The 1,472-nt window shown below is 57.1% G+C and carries 1 protein-coding gene; it reads right to left on the bottom strand.

Features of this window, described 5'->3' with window-relative positions; all coding sequences use genetic code 11:
- On the bottom strand, positions 1 to 1,241 hold a 1,241-nt coding region (mobQ, locus tag H7U37_RS14815; RefSeq protein WP_204876906.1), incomplete at its 3' end, for a MobQ family relaxase.
- Between the last annotated feature and the right edge of the window lie 231 nt (positions 1,242 to 1,472).

Below are 1,472 nucleotides of genomic sequence, written 5' to 3'. Positions count from 1 at the left end.
GTCAGAGCCGCAATCTTTGCCGCCAGTTCCCGGTGTCGGAATACATGGACAGCGGAAAGAACCTTTTTCTCGGAAAGCAGGCTGCGGCGCTCTTTCGTCTTATCCCGAATGTCCTTTGCCAGCTGGTTGTACTGTGTGAGGGCAGGGCGCAGCGTATTCAGCGAAGTGTTCAGACGCTCCTTGCCTTTGCGGAGATACCCCAGCTGATAGCAGAATAGCAACAGATTTTTTCGCAGATTTTCCATGGTCTCGGCGAGCGCCGGAAGGGTGTTCTTGACCGCCTGCGCTAGCTTTTTGACCTGTTCCCTCAGCTCCCGGAGCAGGGTATTGTCGGCCTTGATCTGCCGGTTCAGTTCGCACCGGTCAGAGATAATGCCCTTTTTCTCCATGGCTCTGGCAACCACACCCTCATGGACCGTAGGCCGCTCCAGCAGACCACGCTCGGCATGGCTGCGGTGGTCGATGCGTTCTTCGTGCCCGGTGCGCTCCAGATGGCGGTTTGCCACATCCGCCCATGCAGCTCGCCACAGAACAAGTTGCTCATCGCTGTTCCAACGTTCCGTGATGGGATTTTGCCTACCATATTTGGTGCTTTTGGGGTATTTAGACACCCGTTCATAGCCCTGTGCCTGCGCTGCGGAAGGAGCCATATACACCTTCTTTTTGCCCACCTTGTACTGGTATTGCTTCTCCCATCCGTCGGCCTGCGCCTGTTTGAACTCGGCGGCGGTAAAGCCCCGTTCCTCGCCGTCTTTGACGCAGAGATATTCTTTTTCGGTCTTGTACTGCCATTTTCCCTTTTCATCCAGCGGGCGCACCGTCAGCAGGATGTGGGCATGGGGATTGTGTCCGGGAGGATATGGGTCATGGATGGCAGCATCGGCGCACATTCCGTCTGCCACAAACTGCTCCTTGATGAAATCTTGCAGGAGCTGGATTTGTTCCTCCCGGCTTAGTTCTATGGGCAGCGCCGCCACAAATTCACGGGCGAGGCGGCTGTCCTTTGCGGTTTCGGTTTCCTCCACAGCATTCCACAGGGTTTCTCGATCTTGCCACTCTGCGGGGGCCGTGGCTGGCAGAAAAACCTGCCGCCATCCAAGTCCCTGTTTGCGGGTGTAGTCGTGCTGCACTCCGTCGTACTCGTTGAGCATCCGGGAACAGCTCAGATAGGCCGCAGCAGCTATGGCGGAGCGTCCGGCTCCACGGCTGACTATCTTAGCCTCCAAATGATAAATCGCCATAAATCACCTTGTCCTTTCTGAAAGGGGTGCCCCGAAACAGGGCACCCTTGTTTTCGCTCAGTGCGTCGTGAAATACGACGCACCACCAGCAGGGGCGGGACGATTCGTTCCACCCCTGTATTTGTGTCAAGCTGCCGGTGGCAGGTTGACGCAGGCAGGCGGCGGGATGGGGTGGCAATATACCACCCCATGAACAGGGGCTTCCAAAACGGAAACCCCTGCGCCGACTGC

It is taken from the genome of Pseudoflavonifractor phocaeensis, from assembly GCF_016901735.1.
Taxonomy (GTDB): Bacteria; Bacillota; Clostridia; order Oscillospirales; family Oscillospiraceae; genus Pseudoflavonifractor_A.
The sequence above is the reverse complement of the archived record's forward strand: the minus strand, read 5'-3'. Positions and strand labels throughout refer to the sequence as shown.